This is a genomic window from Methylobacter tundripaludum SV96 (assembly GCF_000190755.2).
Lineage (GTDB): Bacteria > Pseudomonadota > Gammaproteobacteria > Methylococcales > Methylomonadaceae > Methylobacter_A > Methylobacter_A tundripaludum.
The window spans coordinates 712586-727947 of sequence record NZ_JH109152.1 but is presented as its reverse complement, the minus strand read 5'-3'; the positions used below and the strand labels follow the sequence as shown (position 1 = coordinate 727947).

Here is a 15362-nt window from a genome sequence, read left to right as displayed (position 1 = left end):
AATTAAGCGAAGTTATTTCATCTTGGAAGGCAAGTGGATCGTCTCACCGGCAACCATGAACGCGCCTTCCCCCAGATGATGAATCGTCTGCGGATGTTCCTTCCGTGGGTCAATCCAGGCTGTAACAACCTCAAGGATAAAGAGATTGTATTTGGCGACCATCTTCTCATCGACGACCCTGCATTCAAGATTGGCATAGCATTCGTCGATAAGCGGCGCATCGACGCACGAAGCGGCCACTGGCGTGAGGCCAAACTCCTTGAACTTGTCGACCGTTCGACCTGAGCAGTTCCCGCAGTCTACGACCTGTTTTGACAGTTCCACCGTTGGAATGTTGATCACGCATTCCTTGCTTGCTGTCAAACTATCGAAGGTGAAGTCCCCATTGCTGATTACGCAACCTACCAGCGGCGGCTCAAACTCCATCATGGTGTGCCATGACATAGTCATGATGTTCGCACGGCCCTCCCTGGAGGTTGAAACCAGTACAACCGGCCCCGGCTCAAGCAGACCGTAGACCTTGTACAGTGGAAAGGTTTCTTTCGACATAAGGCACCTCTTGTTTCTTGGTAAACACGTTATAAGCTGCGTTTGATTTCAATTACAAGACTTCTGTAGCTGCTTGTTAACCTTCCTCTAACTCTACATCCAAACTTTCTTGATATTGAAGGAGGGGTATTTCCCTTACGTCAATATTTCCATTTGCAAACTTTTTGAGTTTTTTGTCATGACTATAAATGACTGCTGCGTTTTTTGCGATAGCAGTTGCAACAATCATACAATCTGCTTTTAATTCCTGTCTAGTTGCTTGCAATTCATCTTTGATAATATCAACTAGCCCTGATTCTTTTTTCTCTCTCCATAGTTTGGCAAAAAGAGCCGAAGCTTGAGTATCATAAGGTAGAATTTGAAAACTATTTTTAAGTAAATTAATAATCAAAGGATGGTGTTTAGGTTCGATTGCAGTGAGTAATTCACCTACAACAATAGATGGAACCATAATTATTATTTTGTTTTTGCGACAATCATCAAAGAAAGCTTTAGTTCTATGAATCATTGTCTCTTGTCCATCAGCAGCGTATTCTCGAATTCCCCAAATAAGCGGATGATTGTCAACACATACAAGCTTCATTACACATCTCCTTCATATCGGAGATGTGAAACATATTCTTCAACATCTCTAACGTTAGTAAACTGCTCACCCAATATATTAGCCAACTCCTTAAACATTAACTTAGGATCCATGTTTTTAAATTCCTCTACAGAAGTTATTTGAAACTCCTCTAATTCAAGAGTCTTTGAATCCCATTTGGCTTGACCGTAAAATCTAGCTAATGAATAAAGCTGATGTCCAAGTTCTTTTGCAATGTTCTCCGGCACTTCACAATACATCGTTGCTCCATCAGTAAGTTCAATCATTGCCTTAGGTGTTTTTCCTCCAACACGTATAACCTTTCCAACTATTTCTGACCAACCTTCAATAAAGGTTGGAAATGGTATTTGAGTATTCGGTGTAATAGTCGCTATTTCGATTTTCTCACCAGTCCCAAAGATTGCATTACAAGTATGTTTTTTTGAAAAATTAGAAATAACTTGCAATGATTTAACTGTTTGCGGTGTAAGTAAATCGAAATCCCCATTTCCTATAGCCTCAGCTGTAGCTAAAAAGGCAGGAATTACAACTGACGCCATTGTTGTTTTAAATTTTAAACCAATACTTTTATCCTCAATGGCATATATTCCAACAATTATATGCTCCTTAGATAAAGTAGGGTCAGCTTTCAAAGCTTCTGCCACAACCATATCTTCTACAGATTCAAGAATCTCTGCGATTTCTTTAGAGCGAATTAGGCCTGGGCTTATTCCTTCGCCTTTTAATCTTATTTTTATCTCTTCATCCATCTATATGCACCGTACGCGGAACTCGCTAACAAGGCTAACGAGATATATACAACATTGATTATCTTATAAAAACCTAACTTGTATATTCTTCATAAATTCATCTACTTAATTATTTTTATTGAACCTAGCCCGTAGGCGTGTTTTTAGCCACCCATTTTATATGATAGTAACAGCGACAAAATAATCTGGATAGCTAATATTTAAGAGTTATCGATCTATATGCGGATCAAGATGGACGATATGCCCATGATCGTCAAAATAAACGGTAATCATTGGCACATTCCGGCACTGTTGCAGTTCATCGGCTTTCACTTGATAAAACGCGCACAGCTCTGCGTCGTTAACGATTTTATGAGCTGCCGGAAGCATCGCCCTGCTCCGGAATTTGCGATAACTTATCCAGCATAACCATAGCGCAACCATTACCAACAAAGTTACAACGTAAATCTGCATCAGTTCCAGCAGGCTTTTATAACCGCCAAACCAGCGCATTTCGTTGATCATCTTTCTATCGCCCAGTACCCAGCTGCTTAAGGTAACCAAGGGAATCAACAAATAAACCCACATCACCCAACAGACGGCCCAAACAAATAAAGCCCCTGCCCGTTTTTGCAGGCTTTGCAGCTGCGGGGCGTTAATAATGTATTCTTTCATTTCTCGCGCAAGCCTCTGTCCACGGTGACCCATATCGCACGTTGTCCGCGTTTCTTTTTTATCGCCCGAACCGAACCGACAATGGTGGTGCCGACGTTTATCAGCCAGTACACCAGGGGATACCATACCATCCAGTAATAATACCGCGCGACGCCGCCGGTACGGGATTCGTAATGCGAATCTATGAACAGGCTGACGCCGAATTGTATAAGACAGGTCAGGCTCAGCAACATGCTGGTCCAGTTGGGGCTGAGATCGTGCAACGATTCGCTGGTCGATTCGTTAAACAATGCCACGGGGGCGTAAAGCACGTGCAGCAATATCAAAAACGCCCAGAAGATGCTGATCAGGCATTCGCCGTATAACAGCCACATGCCCCGCGACGACCAGCGAAACAGATCGCGAAAATAGCGTAGCAACACTTCGGTTCCTCCCTGCGCCCAGCGTGATCGTTGCTTCCACAAGCCATGCAGGGTTTCCGGCATCAACACCCAGCACAAGGCGTTCGGTTCGAAGTAGATCGACCAACCGGCCAGCTGTAACTTCCAGCTGATGTCGATGTCTTCGGTGACCATGTCGTTGCTCCAATAACCGACATCGTGCAATGCGGATTTTCTAAATGCCGCAATAACGCCGGAGACGGTGAAGACCTGTCCGTAAGACCGTTGCGCCCGTTTGATCATGCCGACGATGGCTGAAAATTCGCCGACCTGAATCCGGCCTAACAGTGTGGAGCGGTTGCGTATGCGCGGATTGCCGGTGACCGCGCCGACATTCGGGTTATCCTGAAAATGCCGCACCATCCAGGCGACGGCTTCGGGAGCCAGCAACGCATCGCCGTCGATGCAAATCAGGATTTCATTGTTGGCCAGTAACGCGGCGGTACGCAAGCCCATCGCCTTACCCTGATTGGTGTGCAAATTGACCACGCGTAGTTGCTGATGCTGTTCGGCCAGCTCCTGCAATATTTCCAGCGTGTTGTCCTTGCTACCGTCATTAATGGCGATAATTTCGAAAGCCGGGTATTTCTGGCGCAACAAAATTTCTACGGTTTCACGAATATTGTCCCCTTCGTTATAACAGGGAATCAAAATCGAAACCGGCGGCTGCTCGGTTAATTCGGGCAGATGTTCGGCATTACCTTGCTGACGCCATTCATGACGAAAATAAAAAATCATCGCGCCGAACATCCAGATATAGGCCATAAACAAAGGATAGTAATAAATGAATCCTTCGATGGTGCCATCCAGCGGTTCCCATGCAGTCACAAAATCATGCCATTGGCTCTGTAGTATTGCGATCACGTTTTGCAATGAAATATTCATGGTTTTTCAGGGCAAACGGCATCGCCCGCCCTATTCAGGTCGATTAAAACAAAATTCATGATTAAGGCTGGATAGGAAGTGAGAAATGTTGTTGTAAATCAGCCAGGCGCGGCTGATCCTCAAAAACATTGTCAGGATAATAGCCAATGTGGCCGGCGCCCAATTTTTTCAGCAGCTCCAGTTGCCCGATAAAGACCGGCATCGGAATTTTCTGCCCAGTTTTCCAATTGATCGATTGCAGCTCGAACACGGTTTTTTTAAGGCCGTCGGGCTGTTTAGCCGCTGTTTTTACCAATTGCGTGAGCCACTGCTTGGGGTTTTCCGCCTCTTCCATAAAAGGCATGGCTTCGATGGCGACATAATCGTAATGCGCTAAAAAGGATTTAAACGACTGCGCGTACCATTCTTCGCTGTAAGGCTTTAACAACGGCAGCGCATAAAAATTACGCGCGGTCTTTATGCCGGGTCGATAAATACGCACCCGACTCGCCAGCTCGTCGGTAAATTGGTTGATCAATTCGGTTTTATGCTGCGCCCACGCCATGCGCATTTTGCTGGTCGCATGCAACTGTTCGAATTGGTCGGGCAGGCCCCACGCCTCTTTCGTATAAGCCAACGCTACCGGCGATACATCTTCATAATCCGATAAAATGCCGTCGTCATGAAATAAAATACCGTCAAAACTACAATGCTTGGCCAAGTCTTCGTAAATTTCGGCCACATACTGGCGCGCTTCGGGATTGAACGGCGATAACCGGGTATAAACATGGCTGGCGTTTTGCGCCTTGCCGTCCCGCCATTCCTGAACATACCAGGATTCCGGCGCTTTGCCCTGATAGGCCATAATCGGCATCCAGGCATAAACTTTCACTCGGGCTACGGTTTTTAATTGCCAGGCAACCCGGCTGAACAAGTCCTGTTTTACCGGCAAATGGCGATTGGGAAAATATAACGCATCGGCGTTGCCGTCGCCGTCAGGATCGGCATAGGCTTGCAAATAAACCGTGTTGATATGCATGTCTTTGATGCGCTGAATCGCGGCATCCAGATTATGCTCGGTTTGCTCGGGGTCTTCATCGTAAAGATAATCCAGGTCCAGATGTGCTACCCGCAAAGACCTGCCGGTACGCATCCCGGTGACAAGCTCCGCAAATTGGCTGAGATCGGGATTATCGACCATAATCAAGCGACGCAACGCGCTAATATCCGCCACCGTATTAAAGCCGTCCACCAACCCCATCGTCATCGGCATTCCGGCTTCACGCGACGCCTGCACGGCGATTTGGTTATATTCTCCATACGGCCAAACCATGGCCCTGGGTCTGACGCCCGCATGTTGAAAAATGAACTCGGCGCTTTTCAACAGAGCCGCATTGATACGTTCGCGATACTGCTCGTCGGTTTCGTAAACCAGCATCGGGTCGTCATACAGCCGGGTAACCGCCGCTGCCTGAGAATTGGCTTGCGGATTGGCATTCACGCCTTTGTGCAGGTCGTAACTGTGCGAGGCGACCTCTACCAAACCGGACTGCACCATTTCTCTTACCTGCTCCCAGTTGAGCAATGGCTTGCCCGGCTCGTCCGCAGTGACGTTGCCGTCCATCCAGGTTCCCACCAGCGCAACCGTAGCCGGATAATGATGCTTCTTTAATAGCGGGAAGACGCGGGTATAAAAGCTCAGATAGCCGTCATCAAAGGTCAACAGCGCGGCTTTATCGGGTAACGTATCTTTCCCCGCTGCTGCATCGAGAATATTTTGCACGCTGACAATCTTGTAGCCGTTTTGTTTCAACCAGCCTAGATGCTCTTCAAGATGATCGACACTGACATCCATCGAATTAAAAGGCGGCTTGGCGCCTTCCGCCCCGACGATGTCGTGATAATTGAGAACCAAAAAGTGATGCTCTTTGGCAGATGCGTAACCAAAAAAACCGATAAGAAAAAACAACAAAAACGCTTTATTTAAGTAATTGACTGCTGTAACAGGTGTAAAAATGGTCATGACATCCGGATTGAAAAAAGAAAAACTCGCCAACGGGTGACAATATTAACCGAAAAATGTGCAAACCGGATTGAATAATCGGTTGAACATGATTGCATGATCAGTTCCCGACCACAAAATCCGTTCAACAAGCTGTTACTTAACAAAAAAGTCTATTATTTCCACGCGCCAAATAAACGCCGCCCAGCCCTCTTGATATGACTGAATTAAAAATCAAGATCCTCGTCATAAAAATCACCGAGCTGTTCCTGCAAACGTTTTTTCTCCCAATACAGTTCAATTTTTCTGCGCGCAGCCATCTTTTTTGCCGCGCGCTCGCTTTCGTTAGGAAGCGTTATATATTCACCGCTCAAACCCAAATCGAAGCCTTCAATATCAAGATCAACTTCATCTTTGCTTTTGTCGGCACCGACTTCAGGCGCGGATTTATCGGGTACGGATTTAGATACTTTCATAGTCGTAATTAATCTGGCTTTAAAAATTCACTTTTTAATTACTTATGACAAGCTTGTAAAGCGAAATTTTAATTCCGCCATAATAAAAGCCTGTGATGAACGAGAGGTCGGATATTCATTTTTAAAAAATATCAATTGCTTGGGAGAGCTATACACAACCAGCACTTTCATTTTTTATCTGTCACAGCGTATTTCTCGGCTCATCAACCATATTTTTTTACCTTACGACTTTTTTAAAGATTACAATGCCCGACATACTGGACCACCTTACTTAACGACACACCGTAATCTATGAAAGCAAGCGTACAAATTTTAATCGGTATGGCATTTATTGCACTGACAGCCTGTTCGACTCAAGAGGTCAAACAGGACGCAAAAGCCGTATCGGCTCCCGATAAAGTACCCGCAATACCTGAGGGTTCATCACAATCAGGTCCAAATCCACCGCTGACCTGGGTTAAAGGCAACAAAACATTAAACCTGGTCAGGATCATGGATGGCGGAGCCTGTAAAAATGATTTTCAAGGCGCTAAAGGCGCATTTCTTGTCTACGCCGATCCGGCCGATATAGAGCGAATTAAACGCGACAAAGGGCCGCAAGTCTTCAGCGACTTCGAAAACAAAATTCAATCCTTTGCGACAGAAGCGTTGCAGGAAGCCATCAATACAACCAATCTCGCGGAAGATCCTTTTGCCTTGGGTGCAGACGAAGCCCAAGAGAAACTGACTAAACAATTGTCCAATAACTTTCGTAATAGCGTGGCTGATGCCGTTAAACTATTCCAAAAAGAAACAACCTTGACGATTGATGTTGTTCCATTTACCCCGTCATTTATTTTTTATCAACAAGGCTGCGAAGCCACGCATTCGGAGCCTGAGAACTAGGATTACAAGGTCATCCGGGCTTTGCATCAGCGAACAAACAAGAGGTGAGCCATTATGGGTTGGAGAGAACGTACACATGAAGACACTTATTCCGATGCAGATGTCGAACAGCGTCTAAAGGAAGAGTTGCCGCACTGGTATCTTGAAAACGGCTGGATTCGGCGCAAATACAAAACCAGCGGCTGGAAAGCGACACTGATGGTTGTTAATACGGTAGGACACTTGGCTGAGGCGGCATTCCATCACCCTGACCTTACCGTTTCTTATGCCTTTGTGATCGTTAAACTAATGAATCATGCGGCTAAAGGCATTACCAACAAGGATTTTGAATTAGCCCGTAAAATCGAAGAGGTGGTGATGTGGCAGCCCGGCAAAGAGGGCGGCGCATTAGAAGGCACGCCCGATGACCCGCGGTTTAAATACATCAAATATGATTAGGCCGGAGAGTGTAAAAATTTCCGTGTAAACCGCCGTTAAAAAATCTCTGGAAATCGATCGCCATATAAAATCATAAACTGATTCAGGGCTGGCTTCCAGTCACGGATTGGCATCGACCATTTTTTGGCGGCCTGTTCGATAGCTAAATACACCACTTTCATCGCCGATTGATCGGTAGGAAACAGCTTGCGACGCTCGGTGGCTTTACGAATCACGCTATTCAACGACTCAATGGCATTGGTGGTGTAAATAACCTTTCTAATCTCATCGGGATAGTCAAAGAAGGCAATCAAATTCAGCCAATGCCTGCGCCAGGATGCACTGATACTGGGATACTGCTTATCCCATTGCTGGGCAAAGGCCTCCAGTTCCTGCTCGGCTTCGGTGACGGTAATGGACTGATAAATGGCCTTAAGCCCTGCGGCTACCGCTTTCCGATCTTTCCAGCTAACGAACGCCAATGAATTGCGCATCATGTGGACGATACACAGCTGCACCTGGGTTTTCGGAAATACTGTAGCACTGGCCTCTGGGAACAGTTAAACCATCAACGCAGGCGACAAACACGTCTTTAACGCCGCGATTTTTCAACTCGGTTAACACCGACAACCAAAATTTTGCGCCTTCGTTTTCGGACATCCACAATCCCAGCAGCTCTTTATGGCCTTGGATATTAACACCCAGCGCCACATAGATCGCTTTATTGATGACACGCTTATCCTGGCGAATTTTGACCACAATACAGTCCAGATACAGTATCGGGTACACGGCGCCCAGTGGCCGCGTCTGCCATTCAACCACTTTTTCAAGCACTGCATTGGTCACCTGGGAAACCAGAGTCGGCGAAATGTCGGCACCGTAGAGTTCGGCAAACGTTTCGACGATGTCCCGTGTCGTCATACCCTTGGCATAGAGCAGCAAGATCTGATCATCGAACTTAGTCAGCCGCGTTTGATTTTTCGCCACAAACACGGGCTCGAAGCTGCCGTTGCGATCACGCGGCGTTTCGATCTCAATTGCACTATGGTCTCCCTTCAGCGTTTTGCGGTTGTAGCCATTGCGGCTGCTGCCGGTGTTATAGCCGTCTGGCGAATGCTTCTCATAGCCTATGTGGTGATCCATTTCGGCATTCAGCGAAGCTTCTACGGTAATCTTTAAGAGTTCTCGGCTCAGTTTGGTTAGATCACTTGGGGATTTCAAGCCGCGCCCTAATTCTTGCATGGCTAAAATCAATTTTGGGTCTTTAATCAGGTTGCTCATCTTCTCTCCTTATGGAGCCGTATTGTACGACTCTGAAAATAAGCGGTTACACGAATTTATTTACACCCTCCACGCCCAACTACTCAATTATCTTTAGTTTTAATAAGTGTACTCGGCGACTATCCACTCTGATCACTTCAAATTTCATGGCGCCCACGATAAGACTCTCGCCTTTTTTTGGCATGTGTTCAAGCTGACTGACAATAAAACCGCCGATGGTATCGTATTCATCAGTTGCCAGATGCGTGGAAAAGTATTCGTCAAACTCATCCATAGGCGTCAGCGCTTTAATCATATATTCATTTGAACTACGCTGAAAAATATAGCCTTCGTCTTCATGATCGTCGTGTTCGTCTTCAATCTCGCCGACGATTTGTTCTAACACATCTTCAATGGTGACCAAACCTGCCGACTGGCCGTACTCATCGACAACAATGGCCATGTGATTACCGTTGGTACGCAATTCTTTAAGCAACACATTCAAGCGCTTGCTTTCCGGCACAACACAGGAAAGCCGCATTATTTCATGTACTTTCAGGGTTTTATTTTCCAAGATGCGGGCCAGCAAATCCTTGGCTAACAGGACGCCAACCACCTTGCTCCGGTCTCCGTCAATGACCGGGTAGCGCGAATGCCCAAACTCGGTAACCAACGGCATGATGGTCTCCAGCTCGGCATCTTTAGGTACGACAACCATTTGAACGCGGGGAATCATGATATCCCTGACCCGCATTTGAGACACCTGCAAAACGCCTTCAATCATGGATAACGCATCCGTATCCAACAAACGTTTTTCCCGTGCTTCTCTTAATATTTCAAGTAGATCTTCAAGGTCTTGCGGCTCCCCAGTCAGTAAATGGCTGATTTTATCAACCCAGCTTTTCTGCGGGGAGTTTCTACTTGGGGGTTGTTCATCACTCATTTATCGTTTACCTCTGTATAGGGATTATTTATATGTAATTTGTTTAAAATGGCTATTTCTTTGTTTTCCATAAGCTCGGCCTCATCATCGTCGATGTGATCGTAACCTAATAAATGCAACACACCATGCACAATGATATGCGCCCAATGGTGCGCTAATAGCTTGTCTTGTTCCAGCGCTTCTTTTTCCACTACCGGGGCACATATAACCAAGTCGCCCAGTAAATCCAGTTCAATACCTTCAGGCACGTCAACCGGAAAACTGAGGATATTGGTCGGACCTGATTTATGGCGATACTGTTCATTGAGTTCTGCGCTTTCCTGTTCGTCGACAATGCGCACCACAATCTCGGTGTCCTGCCCATAATCGTCCAACGCCGTATCGACCCAAAGCTGGATTTGTTGCTGATCCGGCTGGCCTGCCGATTCAAAAACAGCCTGAATTTCTATGTTGTTCACGACTCGGCCTTGTGTGCCTTCTCATAGGCCTCATAAGCACACACAATGCGCTGCACCAAGGGATGTCTGACCACATCGCGCGCCTCAAAAAAGGTAAAACTGATGCCTTCCACATTTTTTAATACTTCAAGCACATGCCGCAAACCGGACATTTTTTCCGAGGGTAAATCGATCTGGGTCACATCGCCGGTCACCACCGCCGTCGATCCAAAGCCCACGCGGGTCAGGAACATCTTGATCTGCTCGACGGTGGTATTTTGCGCCTCATCCAGGATAATAAAACTATCATTAAGCGTTCTGCCGCGCATAAAAGCCAACGGCGCAACCTCGATAATGCCTTTATCGATCATCTTCTCAACTCGCTCAAAACCGAGCATGTCGTATAGCGCGTCATACAAAGGCCGCAAATAAGGGTCGACTTTTTGCGCCATATCGCCCGGCAGAAAGCCCAGCTTTTCACCGGCTTCTACGGCAGGACGCACCAGAATGATTTTCCTGACCTTTTCGCTTTGCAATGCCTCAATGGCGCAAGCGACGGCCAGATAGGTTTTGCCGGTTCCGGCCGGTCCCACGCCAAAGTTAATATCATGAGTCACAATTTTCCTCAGATATTCTTGCTGGTTAAGCCCTCTCCCCCTGATCATCCCGCATTTGGTCTTGATACTTACGTTTTGTTGGGACGACGTTGCCGGAGCATCCAATAATTCATCGATAGATGAATCCTGCATGGCTAAATGAACCGATTCGGCAGTCAGGTGTTCTTTTTCGGTGCTGGCAAATAATTTCTGCATAAGAGCACAGGCCGCCTTGACCGAACTGTCCAAGCCCGTCACCTTGAACTGATTGCCGCGATTGGCGATCTCGACCTGAAGACGCGACTCAATCTGCCGTAAATGCTCATCAAACTGACCGCAAAAATTAGATAACCGGCTATTATCGGCTGGAGCCAGGGAAATTTCCTGTGAAATCATAAATCAATTGTTACCAACAATTTTATCAACGGAAGCATCGACCATACGGCCTCGTAAAGAATTGGGTAAAGCCTCGGCAATCAGCACATCGACAAACTGTCCGGCCAACCGGGGATGCCCGATAAAGTTAACGACCCGATTATTCTCTGTTCTGCCCTGCATTTGCAACGGATTCTTTTTAGACTGCCCTTCAACCAAAACGGTTTGCACGGTGCCGATCATGCTTTCGGAAATGGCCGCCGTCATTTCGTTAATGCGATTTTGAAAACGTTCCAAGCGCTGTTTTTTAACGTCCGCAGGCACATCATCCGGCAAATCGGCCGCCGGTGTTCCAGGGCGCTGGCTATAGACAAAACTGAAGGATAGATCGAAGCCGATTTCTTCGATGAAAGACATGGTTTCTTCAAACTCGGCATCGGTTTCGCCGGGGAAGCCGATAATAAAATCCGATGACAGGTAAATGTTGGGTCGCACCGCACGCAACTTGCGGATGATTTCAATGTAGTCGGCTCGCGCATGGCCGCGCTTCATCATTTTCAAGATATGATCGCTGCCGCTTTGTACCGGCAAATGCAGATGGTCGACCAATTGCGGAATTTCGGCAAAGGCTTCAATCAACTCATCAGTAAATTCCATCGGGTGCGAGGTGGTAAAACGAATGCGATCTATGCCCTCCACCGCCGCCACATAATGCAGCAATAAGGCAAAGTCGGCGATGTCGCCATCGTCCATTTCGCCGCGATAGGCATTAACGTTTTGGCCTAACAGATTGATTTCCCGTACGCCTTGTTTGGCCAATGAGGTAATTTCGGCGATCACGTCGTCCAACGGACGGCTGATTTCTTCGCCTCGCGTATAAGGCACCACGCAGAACGTACAATACTTGCTGCAACCTTCCATCACCGAAACAAAGGCTTTCGGGCCTTCCGCTCTGGGTTCAGGCAGCGCATCGAATTTTTCTATTTCAGGGAAGGAAACATCGACCACCGGCTTTTGCTGACTACGCGCCTGATCGAGCAACTGAGGCAAACGATGCAGGGTTTGCGGCCCGAATACTATATCCACAAAAGGAGCCCGCTTTTGAATCGCTGCACCTTCCTGACTGGCGACACAACCGCCAACGCCGATAATCACGTCGGGACGCTTGTCTTTAATCTTGCGCCATTTACCCAAAGCCGAAAATACTTTTTCCTGCGCTTTTTCGCGTATCGAACAGGTATTCAACAACAAAACATCGGCTTGTTTAGGGTCGTCAATTAATTCAAATCCATGTGAAGCGTTGAGTACATCCCGCATTTTATCGGAATCGTACTCGTTCATCTGGCATCCGTTGGTTTGAATATATAGTTTTTGTGTCATATTTTTAATAGTAAATCATCCAAAAATCACTGAGGCCACACCCCCGATTCTAAAGTCCGCTTCTTGATTTTATTGAGACGGAACGGCGGTGCTAAGCCACCTTATAGTAATGAAAAAAGCCCGGGACAATCGGCCAGGGCTTAGTAAGTAACGGCTATTATAACCTGAACACTGTTTAAACAGAAAGCATGCACGGGACTGGTGTTTCCGCTCGCACTCAAACAGGCTAATCCCTGCCTACAGAGCTAGCAACTATCAATCCAGTTAAAACTCTTCCCATTCATCGCTGCCGGCTGGCTGTAACGGTTTTGCCTTGACCGGCATTGGACTTTTATTGACCGCCGGCGTTATCCGGGCAGGAGGTTGTAAACTATTCGATCTACTGTCAACAGTAAAGCGTCCAACTGTAACCGACAAACTCTGCGCCTGTTCTTCCAGAGATTCGGCTGCAGCAGCAGCCTGTTCGACCAAGGCTGCATTTTGCTGAGTCACTTCATCCATTTGACCGATAGCCTGATTAACCTGTTCGATGCCGGAAGTTTGTTCAACAGAGGCATTTCTAATCTCGGACATGATGACAGTAACGCCGCGAATCGCACCCACAATTTCTTCCATGGTTTTCCCGGCTTGGGCAACCAGTTTGGTGCCGTCCTCAACCTTTTCTACCGAATCGCTAATCAAGTTCTTGATTTCTCCTGCGGCAGCGGCGGCACGCTGGGCAAGATTGCGCACTTCTCCAGCCACCACGGCAAAACCCCGCCCTTGCTCACCGGCGCGAGCCGCTTCTACTGCGGCGTTAAGGGCAAGAATATTGGTTTGGAAAGCAATGCCGTCAATCACCGTGATGATGTCCACAATCTTGCGTGAAGATTCATTAATACCTTCCATCGTCGTTACCACCTGATCAACTACGGCAACGCCCTTGCCCGCAATATCGGTCGCGCCGACAGCAAGCTGGTTGGCATATTGGGCATTTTTTGCATTCAACTGTACCGTGGAAGTCAGCTCTTCCATGCTGGCGGCAGTTTCTTCCAAACTGGCTGCCTGCTCTTCGGTGCGGTGCGACAAATCATTGTTGCCCGCGGCGATTTCTTTGGCGGCAGTATTGATATTGTTGGTGGAATCCTTGATTTCTTCTACCAGGCTCCTGAGGTTTTCCACGGTGCCATTCATGCCGACAATCACTGCGCCGAAGGTGCCGGGATAGTCCTTGCTGATCGTTTTAGTCAGGTCGCCTTCAGACAATGCACTCGCAATAATCGATATATCATCCAAACTGCCCAGAGCATCAAGCGAGAGGTTAATATCGTCTTTTAACTTACCGAGGTCGCCACGCCCTTCGGCCCGAACGCGCTGACTGATGTCGCCTTGCGCAACACCGCCCATAACGTTGCCGACATCGCCCAGCATAGATTGCATAGCCTGCATGGCTTGCATGGCACGGTCTACAGCAAGCCGGTATTCGCCTTCGACATTAACATCAACCCTTTTATTAAAGTCGCCCTCAGCAATGGCGTTCATCAATTCAGTGATGGCGCTTGTGGTGGCAGACAACGTTTTTGCGACAGCATTAAGCTGCTTCAGCGCCGTCGCAAACCCGCCATGCAAGCCTTCAGGGTAGCTCTTCCGAGAAAAATCGCCATAGATTACATAGGCCAGAGAATAATACATGTCTGTCTGTGCGGTTTCCACCTGATCCATTAAATCGTTCAGCAACCAGGCGAGCTGTTGAAGCGGCCGCTCTTTTCCGCCGATATAGGTAACTCTGACATCGACAGATCCCTGCCTCCATTCATGGCTTGCACTCAGCAACTTCTTTAACAACAGCTGGTCGCCTGCTCTTGATGCGCGCCACCAAACGACCGACAAAACCGATGCCACCGTCAACAAAGACGGCACGATCACACTGCCCCCGTCCAAAACAGGTAGCCACCCGTAAACCAGAGAACCGGTCCAGCAAAAAGCAACTACCGCTAACGCGGCAGCTTCATTATTCTTAAAGCGACTGTAAAACATTGATAAGCTCCTCGTAAGTAACGCCTTTATCTTTTAATACATTACCCAATACCGCGCCTGAAGCAGCCATAGCGTCTTTCGGCCCCGCGTTACGTTCGGCATCCAGCATGGCTCGATACACATCTGTCACAATCGGAATGGCTTTGGGGTTAGGCATGCGGCGCACAGAGCTGTAGCCTATCTTTTGTTTGTTTTTATCTTTCATCGGCGCGACATGGGTAAACACCCAGTAAAACCCGCCATCTTTCGACATGTTTTTGACGTAGGCAAAGATCTCCTTGTCTTCCGCCAGATAATCCCACAGCAACTTAAACACCACCCTCGGCATATCAGGGTGGCGAATGATATTGTGCTGGCTACCCAGAAGCTCGTGCTCCTCGTACCCCGAAAACTCGATAAAAATATCGTTCCCGTAAGTAATCCGCCCAGTCAGGTCAGTTTTGGAAACGATGAAATCCTGCTCCCGCATCAACCGCTCCTTACTTGTAGGGATTATATCTTTTCTCTTCATTACTCTTCCTCGGTAATTGCTCTATGCCTACGCAATCGTCAGTTAATTATTCGACTAACAAAGCATTTGCCGTTCTTTAGCAAACTTGTCAGTCAGTTTATTTTTACCAAACGTCAGATAAATAATCATATCCGTATTCTAAAAACCTGATCGCTCCCAATCCAGTCAATATTTTTCCACAACTTATCTGTGCCCACTTCTTAA

At 47.2% G+C, this 15362-nt stretch carries 15 protein-coding genes and 1 pseudogene; 2 read left to right on the top strand and 14 right to left on the bottom strand.

Translation table 11 applies throughout. The annotated features are described in order from the left end of the window. Positions 1 to 12 precede the first annotated feature (12 nt). The 7 genes from METTU_RS03300 to METTU_RS03270 all read right to left on the bottom strand — a co-directional run bounded on the left by METTU_RS03300 (position 13) and on the right by METTU_RS03270 (position 6338). Positions 13 to 549, bottom strand: a complete 537-nt coding sequence (locus METTU_RS03300; protein ID WP_006889873.1) for a flavin reductase family protein — start codon at positions 547 to 549, stop codon at positions 13 to 15. A gap of 76 nt (positions 550 to 625) precedes the next feature. Then, entirely contained in the window at positions 626 to 1132 is a 507-nt protein-coding gene (locus tag METTU_RS03295; protein WP_006889872.1) for a type II toxin-antitoxin system VapC family toxin, read from the bottom strand. Continuing rightward, on the bottom strand, positions 1132 to 1902 hold the full coding sequence (locus METTU_RS03290; RefSeq protein ID WP_006889871.1) for a hypothetical protein: 771 nt from the start codon (positions 1900 to 1902) through the stop codon (positions 1132 to 1134). Before METTU_RS03290 ends, METTU_RS03295 begins: the two co-directional genes overlap by 1 nt. A 207-nt stretch (positions 1903 to 2109) precedes the next feature. Continuing rightward, on the bottom strand, positions 2110 to 2556 hold the full coding sequence (pgaD, locus tag METTU_RS03285; RefSeq protein WP_006889870.1) for a poly-beta-1,6-N-acetyl-D-glucosamine biosynthesis protein PgaD: 447 nt from the start codon (positions 2554 to 2556) through the stop codon (positions 2110 to 2112). Next, positions 2553 to 3881 (bottom strand): poly-beta-1,6-N-acetyl-D-glucosamine synthase, encoded by a 1329-nt coding sequence (pgaC, locus tag METTU_RS03280; RefSeq protein WP_006889869.1) that lies wholly within the window; start codon positions 3879 to 3881, stop codon positions 2553 to 2555. Before pgaC ends, pgaD begins: the two co-directional genes overlap by 4 nt. 61 nt (positions 3882 to 3942) lie before the next feature. Further along, positions 3943 to 5883, bottom strand: coding sequence for a poly-beta-1,6-N-acetyl-D-glucosamine N-deacetylase PgaB (pgaB, locus tag METTU_RS03275; RefSeq protein ID WP_006889868.1), 1941 nt, complete (start codon positions 5881 to 5883; stop codon positions 3943 to 3945). 206 nt (positions 5884 to 6089) lie between these two features. Continuing rightward, positions 6090 to 6338, bottom strand: a complete 249-nt coding sequence (locus METTU_RS03270; protein ID WP_006889867.1) for a PA3496 family putative envelope integrity protein — start codon at positions 6336 to 6338, stop codon at positions 6090 to 6092. A gap of 291 nt (positions 6339 to 6629) precedes the next feature. On the opposite strand from METTU_RS03270, the gene METTU_RS03265 reads away from it, so the two are divergent. Further along, positions 6630 to 7223 carry a hypothetical protein gene (locus tag METTU_RS03265; RefSeq protein WP_006889866.1) on the top strand — a complete coding sequence of 198 codons (594 nt, stop codon included), beginning with the start codon at positions 6630 to 6632 and terminating at the stop codon, positions 7221 to 7223. A 54-nt stretch (positions 7224 to 7277) separates the two neighbouring features. Next, positions 7278 to 7661 (top strand): 4a-hydroxytetrahydrobiopterin dehydratase, encoded by a 384-nt coding sequence (locus tag METTU_RS03260; RefSeq protein WP_006889865.1) that lies wholly within the window; start codon positions 7278 to 7280, stop codon positions 7659 to 7661. 35 nt (positions 7662 to 7696) lie between these two features. Here METTU_RS03260 and METTU_RS03255 read toward each other — a convergent pair. The 7 genes and pseudogenes from METTU_RS03255 to METTU_RS03225 form a co-directional block, all read right to left on the bottom strand. After that, positions 7697 to 8882, bottom strand: a pseudogene (locus tag METTU_RS03255) (IS256 family transposase). A 118-nt stretch (positions 8883 to 9000) separates the two neighbouring features. Beyond that, positions 9001 to 9843: a CorC family transporter gene (locus tag METTU_RS03250; protein ID WP_006889864.1), complete on the bottom strand. Its 843-nt coding sequence runs from the start codon at positions 9841 to 9843 to the stop codon at positions 9001 to 9003. Beyond that, positions 9840 to 10301, bottom strand: coding sequence for an rRNA maturation RNase YbeY (ybeY, locus tag METTU_RS03245; RefSeq protein WP_006889863.1), 462 nt, complete (start codon positions 10299 to 10301; stop codon positions 9840 to 9842). Before ybeY ends, METTU_RS03250 begins: the two co-directional genes overlap by 4 nt. Then, complete coding sequence (locus METTU_RS03240) at positions 10298 to 11272, bottom strand: PhoH family protein (RefSeq protein ID WP_006889862.1); 975 nt, start codon at positions 11270 to 11272, stop codon at positions 10298 to 10300. The genes ybeY and METTU_RS03240 overlap by 4 nt, the downstream gene beginning before the upstream one ends. A 3-nt stretch (positions 11273 to 11275) precedes the next feature. Further along, a complete protein-coding gene (gene miaB, locus METTU_RS03235; RefSeq protein ID WP_006889861.1) occupies positions 11276 to 12631 on the bottom strand; it encodes a tRNA (N6-isopentenyl adenosine(37)-C2)-methylthiotransferase MiaB in 1356 nt (451 codons plus the stop codon). Between the two features lie 264 nt (positions 12632 to 12895). Then, positions 12896 to 14647 (bottom strand): methyl-accepting chemotaxis protein, encoded by a 1752-nt coding sequence (locus METTU_RS24910; protein WP_006889860.1) that lies wholly within the window; start codon positions 14645 to 14647, stop codon positions 12896 to 12898. Then, positions 14628 to 15158 (bottom strand): PAS domain-containing protein, encoded by a 531-nt coding sequence (locus METTU_RS03225; RefSeq protein ID WP_006889859.1) that lies wholly within the window; start codon positions 15156 to 15158, stop codon positions 14628 to 14630. The genes METTU_RS24910 and METTU_RS03225 overlap by 20 nt, the downstream gene beginning before the upstream one ends. Positions 15159 to 15362 lie beyond the last annotated feature (204 nt).

What these genes read in the sequence shown, in the direction of transcription:
- pgaB (WP_006889868.1), bottom strand. Translation starts at nt 5,883, where the DNA reads ATGACCATTTTTACACCTGTTACAGCAGTCAATTACTTAAATAAAGCG.
- pgaC (WP_006889869.1), bottom strand. Translation starts at nt 3,881, where the DNA reads ATGAATATTTCATTGCAAAACGTGATCGCAATACTACAGAGCCAATGG.
- METTU_RS24910 (WP_006889860.1), bottom strand. Translation starts at nt 14,647, where the DNA reads ATGTTTTACAGTCGCTTTAAGAATAATGAAGCTGCCGCGTTAGCGGTA.
- METTU_RS03225 (WP_006889859.1), bottom strand. Translation starts at nt 15,158, where the DNA reads ATGAAGAGAAAAGATATAATCCCTACAAGTAAGGAGCGGTTGATGCGG.
- METTU_RS03260 (WP_006889865.1), top strand. Translation starts at nt 7,278, where the DNA reads ATGGGTTGGAGAGAACGTACACATGAAGACACTTATTCCGATGCAGAT.
- METTU_RS03290 (WP_006889871.1), bottom strand. Translation starts at nt 1,902, where the DNA reads ATGGATGAAGAGATAAAAATAAGATTAAAAGGCGAAGGAATAAGCCCA.
- pgaD (WP_006889870.1), bottom strand. Translation starts at nt 2,556, where the DNA reads ATGAAAGAATACATTATTAACGCCCCGCAGCTGCAAAGCCTGCAAAAA.
- METTU_RS03300 (WP_006889873.1), bottom strand. Translation starts at nt 549, where the DNA reads ATGTCGAAAGAAACCTTTCCACTGTACAAGGTCTACGGTCTGCTTGAG.
- METTU_RS03295 (WP_006889872.1), bottom strand. Translation starts at nt 1,132, where the DNA reads ATGAAGCTTGTATGTGTTGACAATCATCCGCTTATTTGGGGAATTCGA.
- METTU_RS03265 (WP_006889866.1), top strand. Translation starts at nt 6,630, where the DNA reads ATGAAAGCAAGCGTACAAATTTTAATCGGTATGGCATTTATTGCACTG.
- METTU_RS03240 (WP_006889862.1), bottom strand. Translation starts at nt 11,272, where the DNA reads ATGATTTCACAGGAAATTTCCCTGGCTCCAGCCGATAATAGCCGGTTA.
- miaB (WP_006889861.1), bottom strand. Translation starts at nt 12,631, where the DNA reads ATGACACAAAAACTATATATTCAAACCAACGGATGCCAGATGAACGAG.
- METTU_RS03250 (WP_006889864.1), bottom strand. Translation starts at nt 9,843, where the DNA reads ATGAGTGATGAACAACCCCCAAGTAGAAACTCCCCGCAGAAAAGCTGG.
- METTU_RS03270 (WP_006889867.1), bottom strand. Translation starts at nt 6,338, where the DNA reads ATGAAAGTATCTAAATCCGTACCCGATAAATCCGCGCCTGAAGTCGGT.